Origin of the sequence: Clostridium estertheticum subsp. estertheticum (assembly GCF_001877035.1) — a bacterium.
Lineage (GTDB): Bacteria > Bacillota > Clostridia > Clostridiales > Clostridiaceae > Clostridium_AD > Clostridium_AD estertheticum.
The window spans coordinates 3,980,702-4,003,432 of sequence record NZ_CP015756.1; the positions used below are offsets into that span (position 1 = coordinate 3,980,702).

The 22,731-nt window shown below is 30.7% G+C and carries 19 protein-coding genes; 4 read left to right on the forward strand and 15 right to left on the reverse strand.

The genetic code is table 11. The features are described from left to right. Nucleotides 1–13: 13 nt before the first annotated feature. The 4 genes from A7L45_RS18600 to A7L45_RS18615 form a co-directional block, all read right to left on the reverse strand. Nucleotides 14–1,312 (reverse strand): helix-turn-helix domain-containing protein, encoded by a 1,299-nt coding sequence (locus A7L45_RS18600; RefSeq protein ID WP_071614170.1) that lies wholly within the window; start codon nt 1,310–1,312, stop codon nt 14–16. A 196-nt stretch (nt 1,313–1,508) separates the two neighbouring features. Continuing rightward, the gene (locus tag A7L45_RS22960; RefSeq protein WP_071614171.1) at nt 1,509–1,685 is read right to left on the reverse strand and encodes a YtxH domain-containing protein; all 177 of its coding nucleotides are present in this window, start codon (nt 1,683–1,685) and stop codon (nt 1,509–1,511) included. A gap of 151 nt (nt 1,686–1,836) precedes the next feature. Beyond that, the gene (locus A7L45_RS18610) at nt 1,837–3,903 is read right to left on the reverse strand and encodes a PAS domain-containing sensor histidine kinase (RefSeq protein ID WP_071614172.1); all 2,067 of its coding nucleotides are present in this window, start codon (nt 3,901–3,903) and stop codon (nt 1,837–1,839) included. Between the two features lie 22 nt (nt 3,904–3,925). Further along, nucleotides 3,926–4,873 (reverse strand): ribonuclease H1 domain-containing protein, encoded by a 948-nt coding sequence (locus A7L45_RS18615; RefSeq protein WP_071614173.1) that lies wholly within the window; start codon nt 4,871–4,873, stop codon nt 3,926–3,928. A 359-nt stretch (nt 4,874–5,232) separates the two neighbouring features. Between A7L45_RS18615 and A7L45_RS18620 the strand changes: the two genes are divergently transcribed. Beyond that, the gene (locus A7L45_RS18620) at nt 5,233–7,023 is read left to right on the forward strand and encodes an ATP-dependent metallopeptidase FtsH/Yme1/Tma family protein (protein WP_071615051.1); all 1,791 of its coding nucleotides are present in this window, start codon (nt 5,233–5,235) and stop codon (nt 7,021–7,023) included. An 822-nt stretch (nt 7,024–7,845) separates the two neighbouring features. Here the strand turns inward: A7L45_RS18620 and A7L45_RS18625 are convergent. From A7L45_RS18625 to A7L45_RS18650, 6 genes are all read right to left on the reverse strand, one after another. Further along, the gene (locus A7L45_RS18625) at nt 7,846–8,847 is read right to left on the reverse strand and encodes a rhomboid family intramembrane serine protease (protein WP_071614174.1); all 1,002 of its coding nucleotides are present in this window, start codon (nt 8,845–8,847) and stop codon (nt 7,846–7,848) included. A 26-nt stretch (nt 8,848–8,873) separates the two neighbouring features. Beyond that, nucleotides 8,874–9,932, reverse strand: coding sequence for an HD-GYP domain-containing protein (locus tag A7L45_RS18630; protein WP_071614175.1), 1,059 nt, complete (start codon nt 9,930–9,932; stop codon nt 8,874–8,876). A 121-nt stretch (nt 9,933–10,053) separates the two neighbouring features. Continuing rightward, nucleotides 10,054–10,452 (reverse strand): DUF6762 family protein, encoded by a 399-nt coding sequence (locus tag A7L45_RS18635; RefSeq protein ID WP_071614176.1) that lies wholly within the window; start codon nt 10,450–10,452, stop codon nt 10,054–10,056. A gap of 15 nt (nt 10,453–10,467) precedes the next feature. Continuing rightward, the gene (locus A7L45_RS18640; RefSeq protein WP_071614177.1) at nt 10,468–10,875 is read right to left on the reverse strand and encodes a Fur family transcriptional regulator; all 408 of its coding nucleotides are present in this window, start codon (nt 10,873–10,875) and stop codon (nt 10,468–10,470) included. 18 nt (nt 10,876–10,893) lie between these two features. Beyond that, complete coding sequence (locus tag A7L45_RS18645; protein WP_071614178.1) at nt 10,894–12,354, reverse strand: aminoacyl-histidine dipeptidase; 1,461 nt, start codon at nt 12,352–12,354, stop codon at nt 10,894–10,896. Nucleotides 12,355–12,382: 28 nt separating this feature from the next. Further along, on the reverse strand, nt 12,383–12,931 hold the full coding sequence (locus tag A7L45_RS18650) for a manganese efflux pump MntP (RefSeq protein ID WP_071615052.1): 549 nt from the start codon (nt 12,929–12,931) through the stop codon (nt 12,383–12,385). Nucleotides 12,932–13,129: 198 nt separating this feature from the next. On the opposite strand from A7L45_RS18650, the gene A7L45_RS18655 reads away from it, so the two are divergent. Beyond that, nucleotides 13,130–14,065, forward strand: a complete 936-nt coding sequence (locus A7L45_RS18655; RefSeq protein WP_071614179.1) for a magnesium transporter CorA family protein — start codon at nt 13,130–13,132, stop codon at nt 14,063–14,065. Between the two features lie 125 nt (nt 14,066–14,190). Next, entirely contained in the window at nt 14,191–14,574 is a 384-nt protein-coding gene (locus A7L45_RS18660; RefSeq protein ID WP_071614180.1) for a hypothetical protein, read from the forward strand. 237 nt (nt 14,575–14,811) lie between these two features. On the opposite strand, the gene A7L45_RS18665 is transcribed toward A7L45_RS18660, so the two are convergent. The 5 genes from A7L45_RS18665 to A7L45_RS18685 form a co-directional block, all read right to left on the reverse strand. After that, on the reverse strand, nt 14,812–15,198 hold the full coding sequence (locus A7L45_RS18665) for a hypothetical protein (protein ID WP_071614181.1): 387 nt from the start codon (nt 15,196–15,198) through the stop codon (nt 14,812–14,814). A 33-nt stretch (nt 15,199–15,231) separates the two neighbouring features. Next, nucleotides 15,232–15,891, reverse strand: a complete 660-nt coding sequence (locus A7L45_RS18670) for a hypothetical protein (protein WP_071614182.1) — start codon at nt 15,889–15,891, stop codon at nt 15,232–15,234. Between the two features lie 19 nt (nt 15,892–15,910). Continuing rightward, the gene (locus tag A7L45_RS18675; RefSeq protein ID WP_071614183.1) at nt 15,911–16,741 is read right to left on the reverse strand and encodes an SLAP domain-containing protein; all 831 of its coding nucleotides are present in this window, start codon (nt 16,739–16,741) and stop codon (nt 15,911–15,913) included. Between the two features lie 249 nt (nt 16,742–16,990). Next, nucleotides 16,991–18,616, reverse strand: a complete 1,626-nt coding sequence (locus A7L45_RS18680; protein WP_071614184.1) for a methyl-accepting chemotaxis protein — start codon at nt 18,614–18,616, stop codon at nt 16,991–16,993. Between the two features lie 164 nt (nt 18,617–18,780). After that, a complete protein-coding gene (locus A7L45_RS18685) occupies nt 18,781–21,000 on the reverse strand; it encodes an S-layer homology domain-containing protein (protein ID WP_071614185.1) in 2,220 nt (739 codons plus the stop codon). A 176-nt stretch (nt 21,001–21,176) separates the two neighbouring features. On the opposite strand from A7L45_RS18685, the gene A7L45_RS18690 reads away from it, so the two are divergent. Then, a complete protein-coding gene (locus tag A7L45_RS18690; protein ID WP_084647343.1) occupies nt 21,177–22,610 on the forward strand; it encodes a DDE-type integrase/transposase/recombinase in 1,434 nt (477 codons plus the stop codon). Nucleotides 22,611–22,731 lie beyond the last annotated feature (121 nt).

The window sequence follows — 22,731 nt, forward strand, 5'->3', positions numbered from 1 at the left end:
CCCCATAAATAGTTTACTTTATTACTCCTAATCTTTTAAACAGCTCTACACCTTCATTTAAATATTTAGCCGCCTCGATACTTCTGCCACCATCTACATAGAACTTCCCAATCATTATAGATACTTCAGCCGCTTCCTTTAGTTTATCTTGCTCTTTTACAAACATTAGTGCTTGAAGTAATGTGTTTTCCGCTTCATTCTTATTGTCTTCTAATAAATCGACTCTATATTTTAATAAATAATACCGAAATAATGCTTTATTATTACCATTTTCTATATAATCTAGTATATGGCTTAATGCTTCTTTAGCTTTACTTACAGACTTAAGCTTAATATAATTTTCACAAATATTAACTAAAGTATCTATTAATTTTAAGTCCTTTGTATTTTGCCTAATCTCCTTAGCCTTATTTAAGTGTATAAATGATTCTTCCATATTTTCAAATTCATAAAATAATCTTCCTAAATTATTTTCTATCTCCGATACATAAGTCAAATTATTAATTTCTTTAAACACTTTCAAAGTAACCTTAGAGTATTTTATAGCATTTTTAATATCACCTTTTTTATTATATCCATCCGCCAATAATAGGAGTGAATTAGCATACTCATTTTTACTATCAATTTGATTGAATTTTTCCTTAGCTAAATACGAATATTTTATAGCATTTTCAATGTTTTCTAATTTAAAATAAGTATAACCTATATAATAGTATATTTCACCGAGTAAAAAATCATTTCCCATTTGATTGTCTATAAAAACTTTTTCAGCTTGCTTAAAATAACTAGAGGCTGACTGATATCCCATCATCTTAAGGGTTATTTTTCCCAGTTTTAATAAAGTTTCAATTATTTCTTCATAAGAATTATTTTTAATAAAGATTATATTTGCAGAAAGAAAAATCTGTTGAGCTGACGCAATGTCTTGGTGCTCCATATATATATCGCCTCTTAAAGATAAATTCCTAGCTCCTTGATATTCTAGTTTATATTTTTCACAGTAATATATAGATTTATCAATGTTTTGCTCCGCCTGCAATAAATCACTATTTAGAATTTGAGCTTCAGCAATATTTTGATAGAACAAGCATATTTTTTCAGCTTGAGTTTCCTCCGATTCCATTAGATATTCAACAGTTGTATTTAAAGCATTTGCCAAATATTCTAATAAATCCATACTTGGATTGGATTTACCGGATTCTACTAAACTAATTTGACCTGGAGTTATTCTACTACCCGCAAGGTCTTTTAATGTCATGTTAAGTTCTTTTCTTTTCCTCTTTATCTTTTCTCCCATAGATAATATTTCCATAATCACTCTTCCTTTACAACATGGTAATATAATAGTATTAGTTTATACAAATCGACAATTTAATTCAATTATAACATAGTTCACCTATAATATTGTAAATATATGAATAGATTTTAAATTTATGCTAAAAAATTCAAAAAATAAAAACTCCAAACCATGTGTTTACTGACATAGTTTAGAGCCTTTTAAATCATAATTATAAAATATGATCCTTAATATTATCATACATGTCCCCTGCCATGTTCATTACCATCTTACCTGTTTTTTTAGCTCTTCTTCTTGTGTTTCTGTCCATATTAGGAATTAACATCATACCTGCGGCCACACCAATTATCGCACCTGCTGTAATTGTTGATATAAATTTATTTTGCATAAATTACACATCCCTTCTTTAATTATTTATTTATTCTTTATATAATGTGCATTTTTTAATTGATTAATGTACTTTTTTGAAAATTAATAAGTAAATCTAATAGTAAAAGTAAAAATTTAATTTATAATACTTTTGCCAAACTATAAAGTTTTTATGAATAAACATCAGACAGTTCTATTTTTATATTTTCATCATGACCTCTCACATTACTACTATAGATCATATTTTCATAAAGTACCTTCTCCTTCGGAAGTCTTACTGTAAACTTGCTTCCCTTCCCAAATTCACTTTCAACATATATATTACCACCATGTAATTCAACAATCGACTTAACTAAACTAAGGCCAATACCCGTACCCTCTGCATTTCTTGATAACGATTTATCTACCTGTCTAAACCTGTCAAATATCATATCCAAATGCTCATTCTCAATACCAATACCATTATCTTTAACTGATATTTCAACAAATTTATTTTCATTCTTAACATAGACAAGTATTTCATCACCTCTATCTGAAAATTTAATAGCATTTGATATAAGATTTAAGACGATTCTCTCTATTTTTTCTATATCACAAGCAATAATATTTTCCTCAAGGTCCGTGTCAAAAACAATGTTTAATCCCTTACTCTCAGTCAGATTAGTTAAAGATACCACAATTTCTTCTACAATTTCAACTATATTATTATTAGATAAATTAAGTTTATAAAACCCTGCTTCTATTTTTGATAAATCAACTATATTATTAATAATTTTAGATAATCTATAAGAATTTTGCTTAATTGATGCTATATATTTAATAATGGAATCCTTTTTATCATCAAGCGAGCCACTATTACAATACATACTGAATAACTGAGCCGTTGCAAATATAACATTTAATGGTGTTTTAAGTTCATGCGATATATTAACAAGGAATTCTCCCTGTACTTTTAATGCTTTTTCCATAACTATATTAGATTTGATTTCAGGAGTAACATCTATTATTAGAATTAATATTTCACGGATCTTCCCATTAACTTCGAATACTGGTTCGCATATAATATTAAAGTATACTTGGTTTCCATTTAAGGTTAAAGCTTTTTTATTTAAATATTTAATTTTCTTATCCTTCAAAACTTCATCTAAACACTTATAGTATTCACTCTTTTTAAAGTTTTCAAACAAATCTTCTATTTTACAACCCTTTATTTGGTTAATTGATTTAACACTGGAATTAATCAATTCAATAATAGCAAAAGCTTTTCTATTAATATCCACAATTTTAAAATCTTTATATGATAATCGAGCGACAGGTAAATCAAACGTATTCACCATTCTATTTAAAAATTCATATCGGCCCCTTATAATTTCTTCGTGCTTAAAATAGTCTGTCATATCTCTACTACAAAGAACTCCTAAGATAAATTTTCCATTGCTATCATAAATAGGTGTACCATTAACATCTATTTGTAATGTTTTACTCGGGGACTTAACTATCATTCTCATGTTTTTAAATTCTTCGCCCCTCATAACTCTATTTGCTGGAATATTTCGGGCATCAATTTTCTCCCCATAAGCATCATAAAACTCAGAAGGATTATACCCATCACTTATATTGTCCAAACTCTTATAAGAGGCAAGGAACAATTCCCTTGATGCTCTATTCACTAATATGTATTTTCCTTTATCATCAAAAATAGCAATAGAGTCAGCTATATTTTCTATTATAGCTTCTAATTCCTTTTTCTGCTCTTCTATTTTTTTTGATTGATTTATTGTTTCTGTAATATCGTGAAAACAAGATACTATCATAGTTAAATCACCATTTGCATTATAAATAGGAGTTGAACTAATTTCTGCATAGTATTCTTTATTAGGGTGGCATACAAAAATCTTAACATTCTTTGATTTTTCACCTCTTAATGCTCTAACTGATGGAAAATCTTTATAAGGCACCTGATTGCCAAACATATCGAACACTTCAATATTCTTAAACGCATCCGCTATATTAATCCCTATATCTGATTTATAAATAAGTCTCTTTGCTTCCTGATTCACATTTATAAAATCGCCCTTATTATTAGCAAACATTACTCCCTCAGATAAATTTTCAATAATGTCAAGTAACTGAGTATTTTGCTCCTCTATCTTCTGATTTTGCTTCTTAAGCTTCTGGTTTTCATCGAAGATAATCTTATAACGCTGCTCAATACTTAAGTTTTCGAAATTTCCCAATACATCACCTCAATAATTTATATTACTTTATATCATTCGTTTTCAATAGATAAATAATAAAGTTTGTTTTTTCATCACTACTTAGATTCAAAAGTAAACTATCTATTTCTCCTTTATTAATCGTATACTCATGAACAATTTCACTAAATGAATATGTTTTATTTTGCTTTTCATTACATTTTAGTTCAATATTAGAATCCTTAATAGTATTAGGCTCTTTAACAATTATATTAGCCTCTCCCTTTGGCGCTATTAAGCGAATTTCGTCCTTTATCGCCTTGCTTGCTACATTTATAATGTTACATGCTAGCCACTTTTCCACAACTTTATCTGATTTTATTCCTAGGCGCTCCTTACATTTCTCGTCAACAAGTTCATTAAACAAATCTCCTGTATGACTATCTACTTTAACAAATATAACCTCTATTCCACTCTTCATAATTTCTTGCATTTTCCTATAATACTGCTTTGATGATTCCTCTTTCCTATCCCAGAACCCCGTAGCATGATAACAAATCCCTATATAATCATGAAATATTACTACTTTTTTTTCTCCCATGCTTTGCGCATACTGACATCCTTTTACTGCACCTTCTAATTCCCCTGCAATTTGTCTTATATTTTTAGTAGAATCACTATTCCCTTTGCCACTATCTATATGAAGAACTACATCATCCCGAACTGCTACCATTCCATAAGAATACTCCATAGTTTGTGAATTATAACTTCCATCCACATAAATATGAAGGATATCTTTTGGATAATTATTATCTATCTTATCTAAAATAATAGGGGCACCATTTAAAAACTTTTCAGCTTCATTTTTATCCTCAAAGCTCTTATATTTAGCACCTTTTACTCCTTTTACATATTTTAAGCACTCTGCCCAAGTACCAACTATTATATTCTCTATTTTTTCATTAGTATTAGAATTAAATCCTTCCTTTATAGCATAAACTTTTTCACCCATTCTTTATGTTCTCCTTTTTAAAAGCTATTCGATAATTTAAGCCTCTAGGTACTATGTAATACCCCTCTAATTCTATCATAAATAAAGTATACAATAAATGATAAACTTAATAATTCATTTTTTACAATATTTACATTTCCATAATCTATTAGGTTTGATGGACAATACCTGAAAATAATATTATAATAACCCTTACAAGTCGATATTATAAACGCGCAATTCGACATAAAAACTCATTTCATAAACTTTAATAAAAGATATATTGGTATAACAAATAAATTTAGCTTATGAGAAAGGATGGTGAATGAGGCAGCTTCCACAACTAACTTAAAAGTATAGTGGAACTTTGCTTCGATTTTATGAATAAAATAAAAAATAAATATATTTTTCTTCCTATTATCACTGCAGTTTTATCATTAGTATTCCTTATTTTTGTAAGCAATACCTTTAAAGTATCTTCAAATAAACTATATACAAATTTTCTTAAAGATGTTTCATTAAATACTATTTCCACCGTTTATGTAACCCCCTCTCCTAAAATTCAAGTTAAACTTAAAGATGGAACTATTTACGAAACTGATAATCCAAGAACTAACAACTTCAAAGAAGGTCTATTAAAGGATGGTGTAAATGTTTCTGAGCAAGCTTTAACTAGTCCACTAGAAGTTGCATCAATATCAGGTTTTGTAATTTCTCTTATAGTACTTGGATGTATGTGCTTTAAACCTGCAAAGAGAAAAACAAAAGGAATGTTCTCGGCTAGCAACCTTGATGTTACAGCCGTTTCGGATATCGGTTTTAACTTTGAAAATGTAGCCGGTAATGAAGAAGCTAAAGATAGTGTACAAGATGTAGTTGATTTTCTTAAAAACCCCCAGAAGTATTCTGCTTATGGGGCTAGAATGCCAAGAGGTGTAATTTTATATGGAGATCCAGGTACAGGTAAAACACTTCTTGCAAAAGCAGTAGCTGGCGAGGCAAATGTACCTTTCTACGCAGTTTCTGGTTCTGATTTTGTTCAGATATATGTAGGGGTTGGAGCTGGAAGGATCAGAAGCTTATTTAAAAAAGCAAGAAGTCATGGAAGAGCAGTTATCTTTATTGATGAGATTGATGCCATTGGCAAAAAAAGGGATAATGGAACTGGTGGAGGTTCTGACGAGAAAGATCAGACACTTAACGCTCTACTAACCGAGATGTCTGGTTTTAATGAGACAGAGGGCATAATTATAATTGCAGCAACTAACAGGCTTGATATGCTTGACGAAGCACTGCTTCGTCCAGGTCGTTTTGATAGACATATTGAAGTAACTCTTCCTGATGTATCTGCAAGACAGAAAATTTTAAAACTTCATCTTAAAAACAAACCTATTAAGGATATAGACTACAGCGAATGGGCACATAAAACTTCATACTTTTCAGGTGCAAAGCTAGAAAATTTAGCTAATGAAGCAGCCATCATCGCTTGTAAAGACAATTCTACATTTATTGAAAATGAGCATTTAGATAAAGCTTATTCAATAATGCTAGCAGGTTATGAAAAAGTTGATAGAGATTATATTAAAGATGATGATAGAAAAATAACTGCATTTCATGAAGCTGGACATGCTTTAATTTCACTTAAAATGTTACCAAAAGACAAGGTATCTAAAGTAACTATAATTCCAACTACCAAAGGTGCTGGCGGTTATACTTTAAGTATTCCCGAAGATAAACTATATCAAAACAAAGATTATATGAAGAAAAAAATAATGGTACTACTCGGTGGCAGGGCCGCTGAAGAGATTATTTTTGGTAGGGATCATGTAACCACTGGTGCATATAGCGATTTGCAAAGAAGTACTCAGCTTATAACAAACATGATAACAGAATACGGAATGGGTGAATCCTTAGGTCTACTTACAATGGCTAAATTAAAAGAATCAGGTTTTACAAATCAAGAAGAAGTATTCTCAGAATGTAAAGATTTAATTTCGCAGTTATATGAAGAAGTTATAAACATTCTAACAAATGAAAAAGAATCTTTAAAGTCTATAACAAATTTATTAATCAAAAAAGAAACTATAAATCATGAAGATTTAATAAGTATTATTGGAAATACTAATAAGATTAGCGAGACTACTGCTATAGAAAATACTATTGCAATATAATTTACTGTTGAAATAGTAGAAACTCTTATAAATAAGATTCTCCTAAATTTACGATATAGCTGCATTAATTATTATTGTAATCATTATTTAAGGAGGTGTTTCATATTTTACAATTAATTGGTTTAGTAGTTGTTATAATTATAATATTAAAGTTTGTGGGCGTATTATAGTATAAGTTTTATATTATAAATTACAAGATTTAAGGCACATTCAAATTAATAAGGAGCAAAACATGCTTCTTATTAATTTGAATGTGCCTATTAAATTTCAAAATTCTTCTTTTACATATAATGCTCTCGTTAACCTGACTAAAAGTCAGGCTAGCGAACCAACGTTGCACAACCAATGCTGAAACAATACCCGTATGATTTTCTCCAGAAATGGTACCAAATAAGAAGTGCAGAAACAATTGAAATTCCATTTAAAATTCTTCTTTTGTAATTATAAAATTCTCGTAAGCCTGACTGGAAGTCAGGCTAGCGAACCGACGTTGCACAACCAATGCTGAAAGAATACCCGTATGAATTTCTCCGGAAGTGACTCCAAATAAGAAGAGCAGAAACAATTGAAATTCCATTTAAAATTCTTCTTTTGCAAATATAAAATTCTCGTGAGACTGCCATAGGCAGTCTAGCGAACCAGCTATAAGCTGAATGTGAGCACATAACAATTAATAATTGTTATGCCCCCCAGAGAACGACCCAGAGGAGAGAATTTTATATCTGCAAAAGATTAGAATTTCTTAATGAAATTTCATGTTTCAACCTCTTATTTAGAGTCACGCAGGAGAAAATCGTAGGGCGCCTTTTAGTAACACTGTTGTTACTCTTTAGTTCCAAAATTCATAAGAAATGCTACAAGCATTCCTCCAATAAGTCCACCTACATGAGCAAAATTATCAATACCCGGCATCGTAGCTCCTATAAATATATTTATAAGTATAACGGATAAAATATTTTTTATAAAAGCACTTCCAGTCTTTTCTTTAGATGTGATTGCAAATATAAGCACTGCTCCCAGTAATCCAAAGATTGCACCGGAAGCACCAATTGAAACACTTGTTGAAAATATATAACTAAGTATAGATGCACATATTCCAGAAATAAAATAAATAACAAGATATTTTGCTTTTCCATAAACACTTTCAACCATAGGCCCTATAGCGTAAAGGGAATACATATTAACCGCTACATGTACAATCCCACCATGTAAAAACATACAAGTAACAAGCCTATAATACTGCCCTTGATTTATTAAATCATTAACCTTTGCACCAAGTAAAACTAGAACATTAGTATCACTATTTAAAATGCTACCATTTGCCATATAACTCAGGTATGCAGTAATACCATACATTATAACGTTTATAGCTATAATTATTATAGTTATCCAGGGTTTGTCTTGTAGATTTACTTTCCCTGCCCTACTGCGTAAATTGTTACTATTCATAACTGAAACTAAGTCATTCACTACCTCTAATTTTACATTTTGAGAATAATTCACTTTTTTTTCTGATATATTAACCTTTATTAATGGTTGTTGTAATAAATTATTTGATTCAGCGATTTTACCAGATTCATCGTTACTTAATTCACCCTCAGACAACAATATATATATATTGTTTTTATCTGCTGGAATATCATATTGCGTTAATTGATTTAAGCTTCTAGGAGTCGTAAATATTATTCGGTAATCAAAACCGCTTATATTCTTACTCACAGTCCATAGCCTTGATTTATTATTTTTACTTGTTATATCTTCTAATAAATATCCTTGCTGCGCTATCATACCATTTATAATGATCTTTATATTTTTTTCTAACATATTATTCTCCTAATCAAATAGATATTTTACATTATTGATTCTACAATAACATTATGATGCTTAAGCAAATCTATTTCATAAAATTTAATAGGCAGCCGTGTTTCACTCTCATATAGTACCCTTAATATCGGCCTATCAGGGAAATTTTTATTTTGCTTAATTACATATCCTTCAACACCATTTGATAACTTTAAACAAACTCCTAATGGAAACACTGAAAAAGTTTTTTTGAAATCTTTTACTACTTCCTCATCAAAAGCATTTCCAGCACCTGCGAGTATTAACTCATAAGCATCACTAGGATTGAATTTTTTTCTATAACATCTATCATTACTTACAGAATCATAAACGTCACAAATACCAATTATCTTTGCATATTTAGAAATTTGATTTTTAGTAAGTCCATAAGGATATCCATTACCATCAACTCTCTCATGGTGGTGTTCCACTGCTTTTAAAACCCTATTTGTCATACTAAAATTCTGTTCCAAGATTTCTTTTCCGTATATAGGATGATTTTTTATTTCTTCAAACTCTTCCCTTGTTAGTTTGCCAGGTTTCGTTATAATATTTTTGTCTATTTTAGTCTTACCAATATCATGAAGAATTGCCCCAATGCTTAACTCTTTTAATTCATCTTGCGTAAGATTCATTGTAATACCAAGAAAAATCGCCATAATTCCAGTATCTATAGAGTGAAGATAGGTATAGTTATCAAAGGTTTGAATATCATACAAACTTTTATTAACATCACCCATCTCAATAATATAATTAACTAAATCTTCCACAACAGATAATGAATTTTTAGTTCCTTTTGTATCCCCTTCAGTTACATTTTTCATTATGGTAGACATATTTTTCATAGTTAATTCTTTTAAACTACCTAGTCTCTCATCTTCTATAGATACATCATCTAGCCTTGAATCTTCTACATAAACATAAAAAACGCCTAACTTTTTAAGTTTAACAATATATTTTTTGTTCAATTTAACCCCAGATCTTAAAAGAATACTTCCATCATTGGTTACTATGTTTTTGCCTAATATTTCATTTACCTTTACCCTATTAATAAACTCAAGTCTCATGGTCACCTCTAATTATTTTTTAATCATCCCTTGTGGAAATACAGATCCACAAGGGATGATTAAACTTTCAGCTTAAGTATCTAAGTTATTTTGGCGAATCATCGAAAAGTTAGCGATGACTCTATTTGTATTCTTCTTCTTTTCCTTTGATCTTTATAAAAACTTCTCTAAGTTCTTGCTTTATTAGCTCACATATTTCAATTAATGATTCCCGAACCACCATATGCTCATCAGAGTATTTGAATTTAACTAGCCATGTTGGGTTATATTCATCATCTATAGGCTCAATAATATATCCCTTAGACCTAAATACATCTTCGTTAAAGCAATCATAAATTGCTGAAAACTGCCATTCTTCCACATCATCATGCGTATCAAAAGTTAAATTAATTAAATCTCCGCAGTAATTTAATTTTGTTACAAACTCTGCGCCCTGCGATGTTTCATAACTTCCAATCTCACGAACAAATTGATTAGTTTCTTTATCTACTTCCATTAATACCAATGAAGAAAATTGCATAAAACCCACCCTCTCTTATTTTTTGCAGTCCTTACAAATGCCTTTTAAATAAACATGACTTTCTGTAAGTGTTATTCCTGTCTTAGCCTTTATTTGCTCCTCTATTTGAGGTATAGGGCAATCTATAACCATTTTCTTATGACATAAATCACATTCAATTATATGTTTGTGTGAATTATTATTTATAATATAGTTATACATATTGTTTCCCAAATCAAATTTATTAACAATTTTTTTACTTTCTAGCAAATCTAAGGTTCTATAAACCGTTGATAAATCTATTTTAATGTCTTCTTTTTTAAGTAAATCATATATAACATTTACGTTTATTGCATCTGAGCTTTCGAGTATAATTTCAAGTATACTTTTTCTTGCTTTAGTAACCCTAATATTATTATCTTTTAAGTATGAAATTACGTTCATCTACATCACCTTACTACATTATTTTATTTCTTTTAATACTGCTAATAAGTAATTCCACATTCTATCTGTTGATGAGATACTTAGGTGTTCTTTTGATGTGTGCACATCATACATATTAGGTCCAAAAGATATTTGATCAATATTACCCTCAAATTTTTTACTAAATAAACCACACTCAAGACCTGCATGTATAGCTGCTATTTCAGGTTTCTTGCCAAATAAATCATTATATACATTTTCAAATACTGTTTTTATTTTGGAGTTAGCATCATATTGCCACTCTGGATAATCAGATTCAAATTCAATGGTTGCTCCAACCATTTCCGCAAGCACTATAGTTTCATCACATATTAATTTCTTTAAAGATGCAACCGAGCTTCTTATTGCAGAGTCAAATACTAAATAATCATCCTGGGTTGTAAGAACTCCTATATTTGTTGAGCTTTGTACTAAACCTTTAATATCCTGGCTCATGCTTTTAACTCCATTCGGAATTAAGAAAAGTACTTGGAGTGCTTTTGTAGCAGTCTCCTCGGAAAATATTTTACGTGAATTATTATCTAATATTTCAATAGATAAATTCACATCTGGATCAATAGTATTTAATTCATTTTTAAATATAGAATTCCACAAAGCTAATTTCTGATTAACTATTACTTTATCATCTTCTCTAAATAATATAACAGCATCAGCACTACGAGGAATTGCGTTATTTTTAGCTCCTCCACTTATAGAACTTATTTTAAAATCTATAGCTGATTTTAAATCCACTAAAAAACGTCCCATGATTTTGTTAGCGTTACCTCTTTCTTTATCTATTTCCATTCCAGAGTGACCGCCCTTTAAATCCCTTAGTTTTATAAGACAATTTACAAAGTTTTTATCTGATTTTTCCCAAACTATAGGTAATTTTATTCTTTCCCTTACTCCACCAGCGCAACTTACTAATAGTTTTCCTTCTTCTTCCGAATCTATATTAATTAATATTCTTCCCTCTAAATCATTAGGATCTAGAGCTTCTGCTCCAACCATCCCTACCTCTTCACCGGTAGTTACTAATAACTCGATTGGTGGATGAGGAATATCTGTAGAATCTAGCACTGCAAGGCTCATTGCTACAGCAATACCGTCGTCAGCTCCAAGTGTAGTACCATTCGCGTGTAAATTGTCTCCTTCTACAATAAACTCAATAGGATCCTTTAAAAAGTCATGTTTTGAATGAAGCTCTTTTTCACAGACCATATCCATATGACCTTGAATTATTATCTTTGGCGCATTTTCATATCCCAGAGTTCCAGGTTTCTTAATTATTATATTTAATGAAGCATCCTGAGTAACTTTCAAATTATGTTCTTTTGCAAAGTTTACTAGAAAGTCACTTACACCCTTCTCATTTCCAGAACCTCTTGGAACCTGGTTCATCTCTTTGAAATATTTAAATGCTTTAAATGAATTTAAATTTTTTAATTTTTCTAACATATTTATCATCCTTCCTTGTGAAATGTCTTTAAAAAAACATCATTTTTAGTCCAAAAAACACTAAGATAATTCCTCCAATATAGTCTGCATATCTCCCTATAATATCTATTTTTTTTAGATATTTAGAAATTATAAAGGCTATTATTACCATTATAAAAGTCACTGCTCCAATGATTAATGTATCTTGTAATAATATAACCTTTGTTATATTATTTAATACTGTAAATCCTACCACCATCGCATCTATACTTACAGAAACCCCTAAAATAAGATACATCTTAGGTTTAAGTAGTGGACACTTACCTTGATTATCAATTCCTTCTTTAATCATAACAACTCCAACTAACGCTATAATTATACCACCAATAATAGTTGGCATTGAAGCTACATATGTATTAAAAAGAAACCCCGCATAAGCTCCAATATACGATAATATAAATTGAAATAAAGCAAAAGAAATTGTAAAACCTACCTTATTTTCAAGTTTAGTTTGATTGTTTAAGCCTATGCATAAAGCTACTCCAAAAGCATCTAAAGATAGAGCTAAAGCAATCATAAATAATGGGTACATAGCCAGCTTCCCCACCCCCTTCAATAATAATTCATTCTAATTTCACTAATTTATGTGTATAACTTTCCATATACCATTATCAATTATTCAGGCTTTCTTGTCAACTAAGATTTAACGACATAAAAAGTATTATTTAATTGCTCCTTGTATGTATTTGCTCTTATAGACTATAATATAAAGGTATTTACACTAGGAGGTGTTGTAGTGCTTTCAATATATAGCAGTTCGGAAAATAAACAACTTACAAAACTTGAAAATATAGAACCGGGTTGTTGGATTAATATGATAGATCCATCAGAGGAAGAATTAATATTTGTTTCAAAAAACACTAATGCACCTATGGATTTTTTAAGGGCTGCTTTAGATGAAGAAGAAACCTCCCGTATTGATATAGAAGATTGTACGTTAATTATATTAGATATTCCCTTTACTGATATCGACGATAATTCCTTAACCTACGATACTTACCCTATAGCTGTGATCCAAACAGACACCGTTATAATTACGGTTTGTTTAAAAAACAGTAAAGTATTATCAGATTTTGGCGATGGAAAAATTAGTTCCTTTTTCACATATAAGCGTCAAAGATTTATGCTTCAAGTACTTTATAGAATTGCGAAATACTATTTAATATACCTAAGGCAAATTGATAAGAAAAGTTACATAGTGGAAAAACAACTACATAAATCCTTAAGAAATAAAGAACTTCTTCAATTATTGGCCCTAGAAAAATCGCTTGTTTATTTCTCTACTTCATTAAAAGGAAATGAAATCACCTTAGAAAAAATGCTTAAGCTAGATATTCTTCAACAATATGAAGAAGATAAAGATGTACTCGAGGATGTTATTATTGAAAACAAGCAAGCTATAGAAATGTGTTCTACTTATACTGATATTTTAAAAGGCACCATGGATGCCTACTCTTCTGTTATATCAAATAAACTAAATATCGTAATGAAATTTCTTGCTGCCATTACAATAGTTATGGCTATACCAAATTTGGTTTCCGGACTATTCGGTATGAATGTAGGCGGAATACCCTATGGTAACAACACCAATGGTTTCTGGTACGTGTTTACATTTATTGTTTTTTTAGTTATTTCTTCTATTTATATCTTAAATAAGAAAGATATGTTTTGAAAATTGAAACTAAAACAGTTCACCACTCGTATTATATATGAGTAATGAATTTACATAAGTATTCACATTATTTACACTTCATATTTTGTGTATAAAAACTTTTTGATGATAGGAGGAATCTACTTATGAGAAGAAGAAAAATTTTATATGTTGCGTTATTTATAGCTGCGCTATCCACCATATCTGCTTCAAAAACTTATGGAGCTACTACAGCAATGCCAGGTGGTACTGTAGTAATTGGATCACATGCTTTTTCACTTGACTACGCTAATGATACTAAAAATGAAAACGAAATTTCCAGCGCATTATTAACTGGCGGTGATGTATATGTTAAAGTTTTTGATAATACATGGGTTAATAACACTACCTCTCTAGCTATAAATGCTAACATAATTCCTAGTGTAACTTATAAAAGTTCTACTGGTATAGAAAGTAGTTTTGCAGCTGGTGATGCCTCTTCAGATACACCAACTGTTACAGATCCACTACAGATAATTAGCATAGAATAAATTTTATTTAAGCACGATTTGAAAAATGGCAATTTGTAAAATTGCTATTTGTAAAAGCACGATTTGAAAAAGCGCAAAGGCGCTTTATGAAAAGCACGATTTGTAAAATAGCAATATGTAAAATTGCTATTTGTAAAAGCGAGTAACGTTTCACAAAATAGTTGACCCCTATATATTGGTATAAATAAAAGATAAGAGATAGTTTTAGAAACTATCTCTTATCTTTTATTTATGATTTTATTTAACCTCTTCTCCCTTTTTTAGTTCTAAATCTACTGAGTAAGCTACCTTATCTGATTTTAGAAGTTTAACTACCACTTTATCATTTACTTTTCTAATTGGAAAAGCTGTAGTACCTTTACCTATTACCCCTATTGGATTTATAGCTTTTCCATTATAATATATCTGGTATTTTGTAACATCCTTGTATTGTTTCTTTCCTGCATCTGATAGAGTTACATTTACTACAGATGCAAAAGAAGCTTTTCTTACAGTTGCTGTAATTGGTGCTGATGGATCTACTTCACCCGACTTGCTTTTCGCATAAAATATACCTGAAATAGCTAGTATAATTACTATAACCGCAACTATACCTATTGTCTTTTTATTAATTTTATTTTCCATTATTATATTCACTCCTATTATTATATTATTTTTTTATCTGACACTTAATTTTATATTTAATTCCTTAATAACCTTCTTATTTTGGTCTAAAAACTTTACTACCACCTCGGTTCCAGCATTTTGAACTGGGAACAGGGTAGTCTTACTTTTTGAAATACCCTCTATTGCTGATATCTTTTTATTTCCAATAGAAAATTGATAATATTTATAACTACTAAATTTTTTATTATCCTTAATTATTTCTGCCGTAGATCCAAAATTTGCAGCTTTAATAAATACTACAAGTCCATCTTTACTACTTTCTACCTTTGTATTTTCGTCTTTCACTTGTGCTGCTGTTAGGGGTTTTTCTTGTGCTGCTATTTTAGCATTTTGCTGTATTAACAATATGGTTTGTTTTTGCTTAGCTGTCTGAACCTTACCTTTATTGGTAATATCTTTATTAGCTACACTTGCTTCTTTTCCCCCTGATTTTACTCTACCAGTTTTAGAATTGTCAGTTGTGGAATTAGGGTTTGATTTTTTTACATCATCCTTTTTTAGCTCTCCTGTATCCAAGGCAGTTTTATTTTTAATACTAGCAGCCTCTTTATCAACTTTTGATTTATGAAGTAATAATACTGAAGATACTATTACTACTATAATTACAAGCAATGAAATTATTATATTACGTTTTTTTCTATCAATTTTCATTTCTTATCCTCCTCATATACTACATTCTGAAATATACTTTACAATTGTTTATATCAGCATCCTTATTAATAATATAATCTTCTGTTATAGTAAAATCATAAATTTTTGCCTTATGAGGATTTACATTTACATTTTCGACATCAAATACTCCACTAGCCACTACCTCTCCGTCCTCATCCTTAATTACTATTGGTAATGTTTCTAATTTCACAATTGTATCACACCCATTACGAATCATGAAAACTATAGAAATAGAATCATCAAAACACCTTAAAGTTTTAAACACTTCAATATTAACATCCTCAGCCTTTATTAAAGGTAACTTATTTAAGAATTTTGTAAAAGTACCTTCTAACTCATGGTGATCATCACCTGGAAATCCTTCAAATTCACACTTTACCGTATTTACTGTGCTAACAGATTTTTCAAACTGTATTTCCCAATCATCATTTTGAATAAGATTAACAAATAGGTTTATTTTATCAAAATAAACCTTATATGGCCTTGCGCAAAACGGTGGCAATATACCAAAATCCTTCATATCCATGGTCTGGCTTGCAAGTATATCACCATTTTTATTTACAATAAGTAATGGTACTTTATGAAAATTAATCTGCTTAGATGATCCATTTCTTATATAAACACTAACCTCAATTTTATCTCCCATATCAAAAGTGTATATACCATTAATACATACTTGTCCATCTTCAAGTGGTGGTAACTCATTTAATTCCTCTAGTATAAGATCCTTTTGAAAATCTGACATAACTCCTTTGTCATTCTCACTAAGATCAAGTTCTATCTTTACCGCCTCTTTTTCTAATACTAGTACGTTCTCTTTACTTGTCATATTATATTCCTCCTAATGCGCTCTCCCATATAATTTATATTTTGAATTTGGTATTAATTATACCATATAATTCTAAAATAATTGTGAACTTTTCATTTTATTCGCCCACTTTAAACTACGTTAAAACACACAAATAGTTGCACCTCATTGAAAAACAAAAAAGAGATCATCCAATTAAATTGAATAATCTCTCTTTTTTATTTGACTTTTATTAAAGTGTTCCCTGCTTTCATAACAACAGCCCTATCTTTAAATTTTAAATTTTTCTACGCTTTCAGATAAACTTTGTGCCATACCCGCAAGGGTTTCTGCTGTTGCAGTCATCTCTTCTGAAAAAGCCGTCTGCTGCTGCGTTGTAGCTGAAATTTCCTCAGCAGATGCTGCTACTTCTTCTGAAACACTTGCTACTGATTCTACTTTTTCCACCACATAGTTTTTAGACTTAACTGCAGATTCTAATGCATAATTTACATTTTGAATTTGAGGATCTATAAGCTTAACTTCATCCAATATATCCTTAAATGAAGCAACTGTACTCTCCACTGTAACAACCTGCTCTTCAATTTTATTAGTTACGAGGTCAGCTTTACTCGATACTTCCTTTGTATCCTTAGTAACTGTGCTTACAAGTTCCATAATTCCATTTGAGGAAGATGAAACTTGTTCTGCAAGTTTTCTTATCTCATCTGCAACTACCGCAAATCCTTTTCCTGATTCGCCAGCCCTAGCAGCTTCTATGGAAGCATTAAGTGCGAGCAGATTAGTTTGCCCTGCAACATTATTTATAACCTCCGTAATAGCTGTAATTTTTTCTACGCTAACATTCAACAATAGAAGTTTTTCTGTAACATATTTAAATCCCTGTCTTATATCTTCCACAGAGCTTACAAGGTCTTCTATTCTTAACGATCCTATATCCGCAGCCCCTTTAATTTTACTACTTCCTACTGAAACCATTTGAGCATTTTCATTTATAGTATCAAATGTTTTTGTAAATTCTTCAAGGAGTGTAACGGATTCAATAAGATTTTGACTTTGTTTTGTAGCACCATCTGCAACTCCTCCTACAGCTCTCGTGATCTCCATGCTGGATGATGCAACTTCTTCACTAGAAGCAGAAAGAGTCTGAGAAACACCATTTAAATCACTGGTGGTACTTTTTATACTTCCAATCATCTCTCTAAGTGTTTCTAAAGTTTTATTCATAGCTTTAGCTAAAACACCAACTTCATCATTAGATTCAGCTTTCAAAGTAGCTGTAAAATCACCCTCTGAAATTGTTTCTAGTGCAGAAACGACATCTTTAATAGGTTTTGTAATTTTCGATGAAAAAAAGTATGCAAATATTAATATTAGAATTAAACTTATTACAAATAATAATCCTATACTCTTTATAATGTTAATAGCAATACCTGTTAAATCTTGAGTATTAATTGTTATTGATGAAACCCCGATAACTTTACCATCTTTTAATGCTGGAACAATCGTAGTAAATCCTTTATACATTTCACTCTTATAATCCTTGTTATTCCCATCCTTAAGTGCTTCTAATGCTTTGGAATCCCCTGATTTCCCTATTTGACTTTTGTCACTATTCACCATTGTTTTTCCAGTTGAATCCATATACTGAAAATTTGTAATGTTAGGTTGGGCCTTACATAATTCCTCCATGTAAGCTTGGGTATCAGTCATGTTATAATTGGATTTTTCTAAACTCATCCTTGCTTGCCCTATAATTATATTACTATCTGCCTTAATCTGTTCATTGAGCATGGTACCCATATTTACAGCTATTAAAGCAAACATAGTTACCATACTTATAATTGCTACTGACATAAAACCTGCTGTAACCTTTTTTCTAAGGGAATTAAACAACTATACCATCTCCTTTATAATGACTCTCGATTTCATTATCTTATGCGACGAGAAAAATGTCAATATTTTTTATTTTTTGAACTTATAAGTAATAATATAAATAAAAAGGTAGAATTGTTGTTTTAAACAATTCTACCTTATTCTATATAAGTTTTATTAAATTTTTAATGAATATCAACTATAGTACCATCAATACCCAAAACTAATGTTTTAAATTCATCTACTTTAACCTCAGTTAAAAAGCCGTCCATACTACCATCATAATTGTTAAGTCTCGCTTTATTGAAATACTTACTAAATGTATAGTTTACGTTATCAATAGTTACTCCTGTCGGATTAAGTATATCTGGTGTAACAGCTTTAATTGTTCCCATCTTAACTTTATCATATACATAAACGAAGGTGTTTTTATTCCATATATCTGATACAAAATAAACTACATCATAAGCATTTAAATCAGTTTCTTGTATATTTGCATTTCTATAAATATAATTATACTTTATATTCTTAAACTGATTTATAAGTTTAATGTTATCAGCTTTATATACTTGAGGTTCGCCGAAATTTGCATCAACTATAACAGCATAATCATATCCTACATTATCGCTTTTCTTTGTTAAAATAATTGAAGAATAAGCTCTCACAGCTTTGGCTGCAACTTCATAATCCACAGACACTCCATGATAATAATATAAAGAAGCTTTGGGAAGTGTCATAGTTTTAGCTTTGCCCGCATCATCCGTGTAAGCTATTAACGGGCTTGCTACACTAGTTACAGAATATTTTTCTGTGGAATTTTCTTTTCTATCAATTTTAGTAATCATAGTATCACTAACATATAATTGGTATTTAACACCGATTTCTAGAGGATTTAGTCCATCCTTTACGGTTAAAGTCCCTTTATCCGTAATAACTTGATTATCATTTAACTTGTCTGAAGTCTTAAGATTTCCAAGTATCAGATATTCACCCATACTACCAATTTTCTGTTCTATGCTTTTTATACCAACTACCTTGCCATCATGCCCTATCATTACAGATACCAAATCTCCTGTTTTAAAAGAAGAGAGGTTAGTAATATCCATATTCTTACTGTACGTGTAGCTCTTTTTATCTACTTCAATAGCATTTGTTGCATCATTACTCGCAATGAACTCTGTGATATTTCCCTCTATATAATTTGAAGTAACAAGTATATACCTATTATTACCATTTATATCAGTAACGCTGTATACTACATCCCTATCCCCAATTTCTTCTTTTGTTATAAACTTACCATTCTTCATAATCTTAGTATCAGGATCAAAAGTTATATCTCCTAGTGTATCTGACTTCGTATTAAAATCTTTAGCAAGCTCTGGTTTGCTGTATATAGGGTCTGTTATAACAGCGTAGTTATTTAAAACCTTATCACTATTGTCAATTATTATAGACATATTAGGTACTAATATACTATTAAGTTTAGCATAATCTTGCTTTTGGCCATGATAATAATAACTAATACCAGATGGTAGAGTCATGCTGGTCTGGGCGCCATCTTTATCATAATAAACAACATTACCGAGTATTGTGTTCACAGTAACACTTACCGTTGCTCTAAGTTCACCATAAACCTTTGTAATTTGTCCGTCCTCTATTTTGACCCTAAACGTTGGTCCAACCTTAATCTTTTTCTTATTACTAGCTGAAATAGTCATAATCCCTTTATCTGTTAATATTTCATTATCTGCTAAATTATCATAAGAATCCGAATCATCTTGTATAATACAATCTGTATATAAATTACTCGCCTGTGAAAAATTTTCTTTAGTAGTACTACCCTTTACCTGCGTGCTAAGTAACCTATCAAACATTACAGCTGCAGCATTAATAGTAATAGTATCCGTAGTTCTTAAATTAAGTTTATCTGTTAGCTCTAAATCAGATGCTTTTTTTATATAATTAATAGGGAAACTTCCAGTTAAATCCGATTTTGAATAACCTAAAAGATGTACCATATTAACACAAATATCCTGATAAGTTGCACTACTCGCTGGATGGAAATAACCATCATTTGTGCCATATAAAAGTCCCTCTCCAACAATAGCATTAACGTACCCACTAAGGACACTACCACTAGCTACATCTGGAAATATTGTTTTCCCGCGAAGACTCGCTGCGCTATCACCTAATCCATCAGCTATAGCCATAGCCTTTATTAATTCACCATTCGTCATTTTTTTGTTAACATTCGTAACTGTACTGTCTATAATTCCAAGCTGTTTCATCTTTGCAACAGAAGTTTTATAATCTAAAGTAGTTGCAAAAGTTGAAGCAGGAACCATAACATTTATTAACATTGATAAACTCAAAACAATACCCAACAACGATTTTTTTATTTTCATTTTTCTACCATCCTTTTTATTTAGATAGTGTTAACACTATCTTTGTTTTATTTATTTTAAACCCTGCTGTTGCAAGGAGTGTAGCTGTTTTTAGCTCAAAAAAAACAATGACCCCCTCTGTTTGGTATAATTGTTGTATCTAAACTCAACAAAAATTCCCGAAAGAAGGTGTCATTGTGAGTCCAATTATATCAATGTTAGTTACTTATAATCAAGTATTACTTTCTCAAATTAAACAATTACTTATTTTTATTGCTAAAAATATACCATTAAAGGTTCCGAAATACGATATGACAAGTCCTAAATATAAAAAACTTACTGTAGATAAATTGCCAATTATTAAAACCTTTGAAAAGCTTGATTACAGGCAACTCTTAGCTGAGTATAAACGCAGTAATGGCAAGGATAAAAAGCCTGTCAATTCTCGCGGTAAACATCCTATATCCTCTGATACTATATGCCCTCAATGTGGTGCTCCGCACACCTATATCTACGATAACGCCGGAGGCCGCGGGCAGCTTTGGTGCAAAGTTTGTGATATGCATTTCAATAAAAACAAGGATGATTTCAAAACCGAAAAACTCATTTGTCCATTTTGTGGACATGCCCTAAGTAAAAAGAAGGACCGCAAAAATTTTTATATCCATAAATGCGTTAATAAAAAATGTAGCTTTTTCCTTCAATCTCTTGCAAATCTTTCAATGGAAGACATTAAGGAATATAAGAAAGATAAACACAAATTTAAGCTACATTACATCTACCGTGAGTTTACCACTAATTATTTTGATGTAGATTTATCTTCAATGCCAAAAGGTGCTACTAGCCTCAAGTTCAGAAATTTTTCTTCACATGTAATGGGACTCTGTCTAACATATAACGTTAATTTAGGACTATCTACACGCCGTACGGCACTTGCTCTTTGGGAAATCCATGGGGTGAAAATATCTCATGTCATGGTTAGTAGATACGCCATTGCAGCTGCCGCTTTTGTCAAACCATATGTTGACAACTATGATTATAAGCCCACTAATTATCTTGCTGCTGATGAAACCTATACTAAAGTAAAAGGAGTTCATCAATATATCTGGCTTGTTATGGATGCCATCAAGAAATCAATTTTAGGATACCAAGCCTCTTTTAGTCGTGATACTGGCCCTTGTATTTTAACTATGCGTATGGCTTTTGATAAGTTCAAAGAGTTTCCCGGAAAATCACTTAAATTCGTTGCTGATGGCTATACTGCATATAAGCTCGCTGAGCAACAGTTTAAACTTAACGGCATGGACTTCGATGTAATCCAAGTAATTGGTCTTACTAACTCCGATCCTGTTTCAACCGAATATCGTTGGCTTAAACAAATAATAGAGCGTCTTAACAGAACATTTAAATTTTCCTATAGGGTTACAAATGGCTTTGGTAGTGAAGAAGGTTCCAACACGCACTTGGCGTTGTTTGTAGCATATTACAACTTTCTCCGCCCACATAGCTACGCTTATTGGGGGCCATTGAACTCAATACCTGAACTTGAAAACATTTCTACTATGCCAGCAAAATGGCAAAAGTTAATCGAACTTTCACAGCAACTTATAGTAGAAAAACAGGTTGTATAAGTGAATTTACCTTTTAATATAGTTTGAATTTTCTTACCCGGCAGGGTTCCGTAAAAAAGGAACAATCTGATCAGGTATATTTTTGATGCAATTTTTTATTCACCTGGAACAAAATCCTTAA

Excerpts from the sequence above, each read along its gene's own strand:
- A7L45_RS18615 (WP_071614173.1), bottom strand. The coding sequence starts at position 4,873 with ATGGGTGAAAAAGTTTATGCTATAAAGGAAGGATTTAATTCTAATACT.
- A7L45_RS18635 (WP_071614176.1), bottom strand. The coding sequence starts at position 10,452 with ATGCAATTTTCTTCATTGGTATTAATGGAAGTAGATAAAGAAACTAAT.
- A7L45_RS18665 (WP_071614181.1), bottom strand. The coding sequence starts at position 15,198 with ATGGAAAATAAAATTAATAAAAAGACAATAGGTATAGTTGCGGTTATA.
- A7L45_RS18670 (WP_071614182.1), bottom strand. The coding sequence starts at position 15,891 with ATGAAAATTGATAGAAAAAAACGTAATATAATAATTTCATTGCTTGTA.
- A7L45_RS18625 (WP_071614174.1), bottom strand. The coding sequence starts at position 8,847 with ATGTTAGAAAAAAATATAAAGATCATTATAAATGGTATGATAGCGCAG.
- A7L45_RS18630 (WP_071614175.1), bottom strand. The coding sequence starts at position 9,932 with ATGAGACTTGAGTTTATTAATAGGGTAAAGGTAAATGAAATATTAGGC.
- A7L45_RS18685 (WP_071614185.1), bottom strand. The coding sequence starts at position 21,000 with ATGAAAATAAAAAAATCGTTGTTGGGTATTGTTTTGAGTTTATCAATG.
- A7L45_RS18660 (WP_071614180.1), top strand. The coding sequence starts at position 14,191 with ATGAGAAGAAGAAAAATTTTATATGTTGCGTTATTTATAGCTGCGCTA.
- A7L45_RS22960 (WP_071614171.1), bottom strand. The coding sequence starts at position 1,685 with ATGCAAAATAAATTTATATCAACAATTACAGCAGGTGCGATAATTGGT.
- A7L45_RS18640 (WP_071614177.1), bottom strand. The coding sequence starts at position 10,875 with ATGAACGTAATTTCATACTTAAAAGATAATAATATTAGGGTTACTAAA.
- A7L45_RS18600 (WP_071614170.1), bottom strand. The coding sequence starts at position 1,312 with ATGGAAATATTATCTATGGGAGAAAAGATAAAGAGGAAAAGAAAAGAA.
- A7L45_RS18675 (WP_071614183.1), bottom strand. The coding sequence starts at position 16,741 with ATGACAAGTAAAGAGAACGTACTAGTATTAGAAAAAGAGGCGGTAAAG.
- A7L45_RS18620 (WP_071615051.1), top strand. The coding sequence starts at position 5,233 with ATGAATAAAATAAAAAATAAATATATTTTTCTTCCTATTATCACTGCA.
- A7L45_RS18645 (WP_071614178.1), bottom strand. The coding sequence starts at position 12,354 with ATGTTAGAAAAATTAAAAAATTTAAATTCATTTAAAGCATTTAAATAT.